The sequence below is a fragment of the Leptospira kanakyensis genome, assembly GCF_004769235.1.
Taxonomy (GTDB): Bacteria; Spirochaetota; Leptospiria; order Leptospirales; family Leptospiraceae; genus Leptospira_A; species Leptospira_A kanakyensis.
Genome location: NZ_RQFG01000012.1, coordinates 330,318 through 338,717 on the forward strand (window position 1 = coordinate 330,318; position 8,400 = coordinate 338,717).

At 39.3% G+C, this 8,400-nt stretch carries 6 protein-coding genes; all 6 read right to left on the reverse strand.

Going from position 1 to position 8,400, the window contains the following annotated elements; all coding sequences use genetic code 11:
- Nucleotides 1–40: 40 nt before the first annotated feature.
- Entirely contained in the window at nt 41–685 is a 645-nt protein-coding gene (locus EHQ16_RS11030; RefSeq protein ID WP_244242045.1) for an ATPase, read from the reverse strand.
- Between the two features lie 108 nt (nt 686–793).
- The gene (locus tag EHQ16_RS11035; protein ID WP_135635604.1) at nt 794–1,093 is read right to left on the reverse strand and encodes a hypothetical protein; all 300 of its coding nucleotides are present in this window, start codon (nt 1,091–1,093) and stop codon (nt 794–796) included.
- A gap of 201 nt (nt 1,094–1,294) precedes the next feature.
- Nucleotides 1,295–2,185: an Abi family protein gene (locus EHQ16_RS11040; protein ID WP_135635602.1), complete on the reverse strand. Its 891-nt coding sequence runs from the start codon at nt 2,183–2,185 to the stop codon at nt 1,295–1,297.
- Nucleotides 2,186–2,347: 162 nt separating this feature from the next.
- The gene (locus EHQ16_RS11045) at nt 2,348–4,060 is read right to left on the reverse strand and encodes a restriction endonuclease subunit S (RefSeq protein ID WP_135635600.1); all 1,713 of its coding nucleotides are present in this window, start codon (nt 4,058–4,060) and stop codon (nt 2,348–2,350) included.
- Nucleotides 4,057–5,505: a type I restriction-modification system subunit M gene (locus EHQ16_RS11050; RefSeq protein ID WP_135635598.1), complete on the reverse strand. Its 1,449-nt coding sequence runs from the start codon at nt 5,503–5,505 to the stop codon at nt 4,057–4,059. Before EHQ16_RS11050 ends, EHQ16_RS11045 begins: the two co-directional genes overlap by 4 nt.
- Nucleotides 5,506–5,526: 21 nt before the next feature.
- The gene (gene hsdR / locus EHQ16_RS11055) at nt 5,527–7,935 is read right to left on the reverse strand and encodes an EcoAI/FtnUII family type I restriction enzme subunit R (protein ID WP_135635596.1); all 2,409 of its coding nucleotides are present in this window, start codon (nt 7,933–7,935) and stop codon (nt 5,527–5,529) included.
- Nucleotides 7,936–8,400: the final 465 nt, after the last annotated feature.

Genomic DNA, 8,400 nt, shown 5'->3' on the forward strand with positions numbered 1-8,400 from the left:
CCTCGACGAGGGCGCTCGGTCGATCCCTAACGCGGGGGATTTATTGTTTATCTACAACAGATTTAATAAACCAGGCAGGAAGCTTGTTTTGTGTAAATTTTTCTACTTCGACCCCATTCGTAACACCTGCGAATAGTAACGATTCAAAGTCATCACTGGACGTATCAAAAAGATAAGCCCGATTGGATATACGGATTGCTTCTTTTAAATTTTCTAAACTACGATAATAGCGTTCTTCTATCTTTTCCGGAGGAACGTTATGCCCTTTTTCTTTTACTCTGATTTCAACTCTGTTCTTATTGATCTCTGGATCGACAGTGCAAAAAAAATAAAGATAAATTACATACCCAGCGTCCTTTGCTTTTTTCAAAAAATCGAGTTTCCTCATATCACTCATAACAGTCTCAAATGAAAAGGAGATGTTTGCTTCGAGCAATTTTTGTCTCAGAAATTCTGCCAAATCTGCAGCTATGTAGGAATTTATTTCTAAGTTTTCATCAATACATAGCTTGTTATCCGTGACTGAAAAGTGTTTCCAAAGATCCAAAATTTCACTTTTCTTGGGAGAAAACTTGGAAAGGCGAAAGAAGTTTTGTATTTCCTCTGTTGCAATTTCTATCTTATAAGGATTGATAACTAAAAAATGATCATTTTTTAATTTCTTTTCGATCTCATCTGCATTCACATAAACACCAAGTTTGTGTCTAGGATCAGTATTTTCAAATTCTTTGATAAAGGAAGATTTTCCCGAACCATTGGGACCAGCAAAAATACGAAGACGTTTTTTACTCATCTAAGATAGCTTAAAATAAGTAGGTAAATGTTTTGAGTTGTTTGGCAATTCTTTGAAGAATTCTTTCCGACCATCGGAATGTTTCCAATAAAGAGAATTTCCCTCTTGCACTAAAACAGGAATCTTTGTCTCTTTTGCTCTTTCCGATGCCTTAAACGAAGCCAGGATTGCCGCACCTAGAATCGCACCAACAGCCATATCTTCACCATCGGCCTGACGTTTTAGGAGTGCCGTCAAACCTGCGCCTAAGAGTCCACCTTTGATTAAATTGTTTAAGGTTTCCTCATCTTCCCGATTCATAGATATATCGTAAGGAGAATTGGTTGTTTTGTCAACCAAAGAGAGGGGGGATTAATTGATTGAAAACTCTAGAATTGGCGATCTTAAAATTGATTTTAGTTTGCTAGTTGTAAGATTCGAAAATTTGTATAAGTAAAATTGATTTTTTCCATGTTTTACTTTTGTTTTGAAGTTACTCATCAATGATTTACACATTTATGACTATATTTTCCATATCGGACAATCTTCCCAATTCATAGGAAATCCCATTTGGTTCATCGGAATGTTTGAAAAACCATCTAACAATTCTCTGAATCTCATCGGCCACTGGCTCTGAGGCACAATCGTATTTAAGCAATATTTAATCACTGTTAGAATACCAAAAACTCTATCATTCCGAATTTGAACAGGAGTTTTCCAATCATTATCTTTCCTTGGAATGATAGGTTTATCACCAAACTGACGGTTCCAAATCCTCCCGTGATGCGCACACATATTTCTGACACCGTTTAACGACCGTATCCATGATAACAAGACAGATGTGTCAAGATTCAAATCATCTGCAATTGGTTTCCTAACATTTGCGTTGACTCCTCGTAATAAAGAAAGCATAGTCCCAAAACTAAAGAGTTCTGCAACCATCCAAAGAGGTGGTAACGGATGTGAGTCTTGATATTTCTTATTAAAATGTTCTATAAATGTTTCACTACTACGAAGAACTTCTTTTTCAATTTTAACTATGAGTTTATGGTGTTCACTTGGCAAGATGCCTGGAAAATTTTTTGCCTCCAAATATCCGAATGCTCCATGCTGAAAAGTAAACTCATATGTCAAACGTGACCGAATATAGACTTCAATTCTTTCAATCCCATCTAACAAATGAAAACGTAATCTTCTATCGAATGCATATCGATTCCAAATTTCATCTAACGAAGTATTGGGCTTGAACTGTTCACCAGGAAAATCGCGAAAGGGGAACCAATACCCACTGAGTCGATAATAAGAAACTTGGCTTAGTTTTTGAATCAGCTCGGCCCGATCTGCAATGAGCCCTCGCTCTAAAAGTTGATCCGCTTGTTTTTCGTAGGGAAGATGAGGTTTGGTGTATTTCAAAGAAAACCCCAAAAAAAGGAAAACCCGCCACAAGTGTGCATGCAGAGCAGAGGCATGGCGGGTATGCCATCTATAACATCGGTAGATTGACAATACTTGTCAATGGGATTTCTAAAAAAATGATTCACTTCTCCCTCTCCCTAGAATCCACGTTCCATTTCCTCACACCCGCACCATCCCCTTCAAAATCTCTCCTCTTTTCTCCTCCGCCTTCCCGATCCTTTCTTCCAGCTCATCGCATAACGCCAAAAACTCGTCCACCTTTTCCACAATCCGTTTTTGTTCGGCAAGAGGAGGAAGGGGGAGAGGAAATTTTGACAGCTTTGTCATACTTAATCCTTCACGGGATACACCAACCTGCTCTTTAAAAACTAAATTTTGAAAAAAGTCTGATATTATCAATTTATGCAAATATGTGACTATACTGGGAGTAAATGTTCTTAATATTGCTACGTGCTGTGAAACATTTGCCTCCTCAAAATTCAAAGGAAAAATTGTCGAACGTCCAATTGATGCTCCAGTAATATTCAAAAGAATATCATTTCCGATTACTTTGGTTCCTTTCATTTTTTCATGAATTGATTTTGAAATCCGTGCAACGTCATCCAAATATAAACCATCATTCCAAACATTTTGAGATCTTAAAAACATTATACCATCAGTGGTATAAACAGATTTTCCACCTAAAGGAGTACTTCCAGCACCAAACTTCTGGAGAACCTCCCCCAACCGCACCCACTCCCATCCCTTAGGAATGACAAATGGCTTCTCTTCCTCCTTTACTACTGGCAGTGCCTCACTCTTTTTGATCTTCCCCTCTGCCAAGAGACGCGCCTTTTCCGCTTGGATCTCTTTTAATAACTCACTCGCAGGCTGATCATTCGGATCCTGAGGAACCAACTTCCCCATCACCGCCAATTGCAACACTGCCTTCCGCAGTTCTTTGACATTCTCTTTCACAGAGTAAAGTTCCTGAAAATGAGTTGTGAGAAATTGAAAGTGTTTTTGAAAACTTTCCTGCGAATCGGCTTCTAACATCTGTGTAATGACTGATTGGTGGAGGTCTTTTCGTTTGGTGTCTTTGGATTTTTTGAGTGTTTCCAGTTCGTCGCATAACAGAAAAAGTTCACCGATCTTATCTACGATTCGTTTTTGTTCGGCGAGCGGAGGAAGGGGGAGCGGGGTTAAAGCTATAGTTGATATATTTAATTCAATTTGATTTGTCGAACCCGAAGCATTTGATTCAAATCTATTCTGAATTTCTCTTGTACAGAAATATTTATATAGGTAGGTTGTGTGAATTTTTATTGATCGAACAATCGTAACATGAGAATCACATACAACTATTTCGAAATTCAAATCATTTTGATATAAATGAATTCTTCCTAGTGTGCCTGTTCCAGTAGAATTTATGAGAACATCATTGTTACGAACATATCTGTCGGCAGAATATGATTTTAGGGAATCTGGTTCTATATACTTTATCAATTCCGAACGAAATCCATTCCATTGGATACATTTTTGTGCAATTACAGGGATCTTAGGTTCTTCTGAATATTTTGGGCTTTTTCCTCTCTGTAAATATTCTAACACCTCCCCCACCCGCACCCACTCCCATCCCTTCGGAATCACAAATGGCATCTCCTCTTCCTTTACCGCTGGCAATGTTTCACTCTTCTTCACCTTGCCTTCTGCCACCAAACGCGCCTTCTCCGCTTGGATCTCTTTCAGTAGTTCGCTTGCAGGCTGGTCGTTTGGATCTTGTTCAACAAGTTTTCCCTGCATCGCAAGGGTAAGGATGAGTTCTCGGAGTTTTTTGATTCCGTTGGGGTGTTCGAGGGCGTTATCAAAATGGGTTTGGAGGAGTGGGTTCATTTCCCACCTAACGCTTTCATCAGCTCGCGTTTTAGTTTGTCTCTTACCTGGTTTAGTTCTTTCGAAACCTCTTCATATTCTTTTGTTAGTTCTTCTGGATCACGGTGCACCACATCCACAACATGCGGATTTTTAAAATCCAGATTGTAATTGCGGGAAACAATGTCTTTGGCACTCACCTTCCAGGCAAATTCCGTTTCCTTTCGTTTGTTCCACCATTTTTTTTCGAGATCAAATTCCGCAATCGTCAAAGGTTTAGAACGTGAATAGGATTTGTAACCTGGTGGATACGGATGTTCAAAAAACCAAACTTGTTTGGTAGGACCTCCCTTTTCAAAAAAAAGGAGGTTAGTATTGATCCCGGTATAAGGACTAAACACTCCTTTGGGAAGGCGAACAATTGTATGTAAGTTAAACTCTTCGAGTAACTCTCGTTTGAGATTGGTTTTCGTTCCTTCTCCAAACAAAAATCCATCGGGAAGCACCACTGCTGCACGACCTGTATCATGTTTCAGAAGATGCATGATGAGGGCCATAAATAAATCGGCAGTTTCACGCGTTTGGTATTTTTTGGGGAAATTATTTTCAATCCCATCCTCTTCCATTCCACCAAATGGAGGATTTGTGATGATAATATCCATTCTATCTTTAGGACCGTAATCCTTCAAAGGTCGGCTGAGAGTATTATCATGGCGGATATTGGTAGGAACTTCAATCCCATGTAACATCATATTGGTGAGAGAAAGCATATGAGGAAGAGGCTTTTTTTCCACACCGTGAATGGTAGTTTGTAAAATCTGTTTGTCTTTTGCAGTTTTTGTCTGATTTTTTAAGTGTTCGATGGATGTGGTGAGAAACCCACCTGTCCCACAAGCTGGATCCAAAATGGTTTCCCCCAATTTCGGATCAATGATATCCACCATAAACTGAGTCACAGCCCTTGGAGTATAGTATTCTCCTGCGTTTCCTGCAGATTGCAAATCGGCAAGGATCTTTTCATAAATATCATTAAACAAATGTCTGTCGGTAGAATTATTAAAATCCAAATCTTCTTCGATGGTGTTGATCACCTGTCGAAGTAAGGTGCCAGACTTCATATAGTTGTAAGCATCCTCAAAGACACTACCAACAACTCTTCCTTGTGCACTCACTCCAGCCTGGGTTGCCAGTTTCTTTAACGCAGGAAAAAGATTATTATTCACAAAATCAATCAGCTCTTCCCCGGTCATCCCTTCAGCATTGGATGCCCAACTGCTCCATTGAAACCGAGAGGCAAGTGGGGATTTATAATCTTTGAGGGTCAGTTTCCATTCTTTTTCTTTATCATCAAAAATCTTTAAAAAGAGAAGCCATACCATCTGGCTGATTCGTTGGGCATCGCCATCAACGCCCACGTCTTTACGCATAATATCTTGAATCGACTTAATTAAAGTTCCAATTGCCATACTGTCTAAATCAATCTTAGTTTATGCTATCTCAAGGTACAGTGCATTTTCCAAACCTGTAATGGCATCGTTGTATTTTTCAATCCCACCAAATTCTTGGATGATCTCCATCGGTGTTCCAAATTCAGGAAATGGATTGATCGTAAGGATTTGTGTTTCTTCAATTTGAACCACACCTGAGTCTGCGTATTTTTCAAGAAGCGCATCCAAAACCTTTCGTGCTGCTTCCCCATACTTCTCAAAGTAATTCGTTTTTTTGACTCTGTCGGCCCGTTCCCGTCTTGTCAAAGGACGTTTGTCCCAGACTACGTGGCAGATCAAATCAAAGGGATCCACATCCTTTCCCACATCTTCCGCAAGAGCTTCTAAAAAGACTCCTTGGTTTGCTAGTTCTTCTAAGATCGCTTGTTTTCTTTCTGTAGCATTCCAATGCTTTCGGAACTCATCAAGTGTGGAAAATTCTTTGGTCACAGTTTTTCTGGTGTAGTCTTTCAAAGACTCAGTCACCAGTTTTCCATTGGCATCAAAGTATTGCACTCGCTCCGAAGCTACACGAACTTCCACACTATCCACATAGTATTTCAATACACGATTTCGAGGCAAATCCCCTTCCTGAAATTCTCTTCCATCGAAGCGTAAGGAGGGATCAAATTCAGATTCATTTTCGCCGAATCCAGTGACACCGTTGGATGAACCAACATCTCCATCCATTTCCTCATCCAAAGATTCCGGAGGTGTTACTGACTCTCCTTCCTTTGGTTCATAAATCTGCACGGGGTCTCCATCAAAATCAGGATCCGCAAACAACTCCGTTGCCCGTTTAAAATCCATAATGGTGAAATAGTACTTATCAAAATCTTCGTTAATGCGTGTTCCGCGACCAATGATTTGTTTGAATTCCGTCATCGATTGGATATGTTGGTCGAGGACTATCAGTTTGCATGTTTGCGCATCCACACCTGTTGTCATGAGTTTGGATGTCGTTGCAATCACTGGGTATTTGGATTCAGGGAAGATAAAATTATCCAGCTCTTCTTTACCTTCTTCACTATCCCCTGTAATCCTCATCACATACTTACTATTTTGACTAGCCAAATCGCTGTTTTCATTGACCAGTGCTTGCCTCATTCTTTCCGCATGATCTATATTTTCACAGAATACAATGGTCTTATGAAAACGATCGTTCTGCTTCAAAAATTCACTGACTTTCGAAGCAACAAGTTCCGTTCGTTTGTCTAAGATAACTTTTTTATCAAAATCACTTTGTTTATAAACTTTATCTTCAATTTCATTTCCATACTTATCTCGCATTCCCTTTTCAGGTCGCCAGCCAGATAAATCCTTATCTAAGTCAATCCGAATCACTTTGTAAGGCGCAAGAAACCCGTCTTCAATCCCTTGTCTTAGCGAATATGTATACACTGGTTCCCCAAAATAATGGATATTAGAAACATCCTTTGTTTCTTTGGGTGTTGCGGTTAGTCCAATTTGAGTCGCAGAAGAAAAGTATTCAAGTATAGCACGCCAATTAGAATCTTCGGCTGCACTTCCCCTATGACATTCATCCACTACGATCAAATCAAAAAAATCTGGCGAAAATTGTTTATAGATATTTTGTTCTTCTTCCGTGCCAGTGACTGCTTGATACAAAGAAAGATAAATTTCGTACGATTTGTTCGCTTGTCTCTTTTGAATTTTGGTCATTGCAGATCCAAACGGCTTAAAATCGTTAGTCATTGTTTGGTCTACCAAGATATTTCTATCTGCCAAAAACAAGATTCGTTTTTTTGTCTTGGATTTCCATAACCTCCAAATGATTTGGAATGCCGTGTATGTTTTCCCAGTCCCTGTCGCCATAACAAGTAAGAGACGCTTTTGACCCTTCGCAATGGCCTCGATCGTTTTGTTAATTGCTAAAATTTGATAGTATCTTGGTGATTTATTTGATCCATCACTATGATAATCTTGGGTGACAAGCTCTTCCTGCACTGAGTCAAGTCCTTGTTCCTCTTTCCACATTTTCCAAAGTGATTCTGGATTTGGAAATTGATCCAAACCCAATTCAGTTTCTAGGTTTCCCTCACTCACAAGTTTGTTATGAAATAAAAAAGAATCTCCGTTAGAGCTAAAAACAAATGGAACTTCTAACAAATCTGCATATTGAAGGGCTTGTTGCATTCCATCACCAACAGAATGCCGATTGTCTTTTGCTTCGATCACAGCAATCGGAATATTAGATTTATAAAACAAAACATAGTCTGCACGTTTATTCTTTGCTCTGGTATGAAGTTTTCCACGAACAATAATACGTCCGTTTGTAATCGGAAATTCCTCTCTCACTTGCCACTGCAAATCCCAACCAGATGCTTCCAGTGCAGGATTAATAAATTTAGAGCATATATCTCGCTCAGAGAGGCTTTTTTTATTCATTTAATGCATTCCGATCAGAATATGAAAATCAAATTCCTGTTTTATTATTTGAAATCAAAATCTAACAAACATTACTTTCTAAGATTCATAACTCAATTACTTTTTAGGGTATATCCTACCTCAGACAAAACAGGGATGCGAACAGGTATTCAGGCATAAAAAAAGCCTCACATCTTTCGAGGTAAGGCTTCTTCTTATCTTACTTTTCTTCAACTATATACGACAAGGGTTCTATCTTCCCGATGAGGGAAAGCCAACCGCAACGACCCATAGGGAGTGAGGTTGGGACTTTTGCGGAGCGTTAGCCTAGCAAAAAGTCCATCGGCGCAGACCGCCAAACAGAACAAAGTAAAACAAACAACGCTATAATCTATACATACACGTTGAACACGTGTATATTGTAATATGGTCAAGCCGATCGAGCGATTAGTATCACTTGGCTGAATCCATTACTGAACTTACACC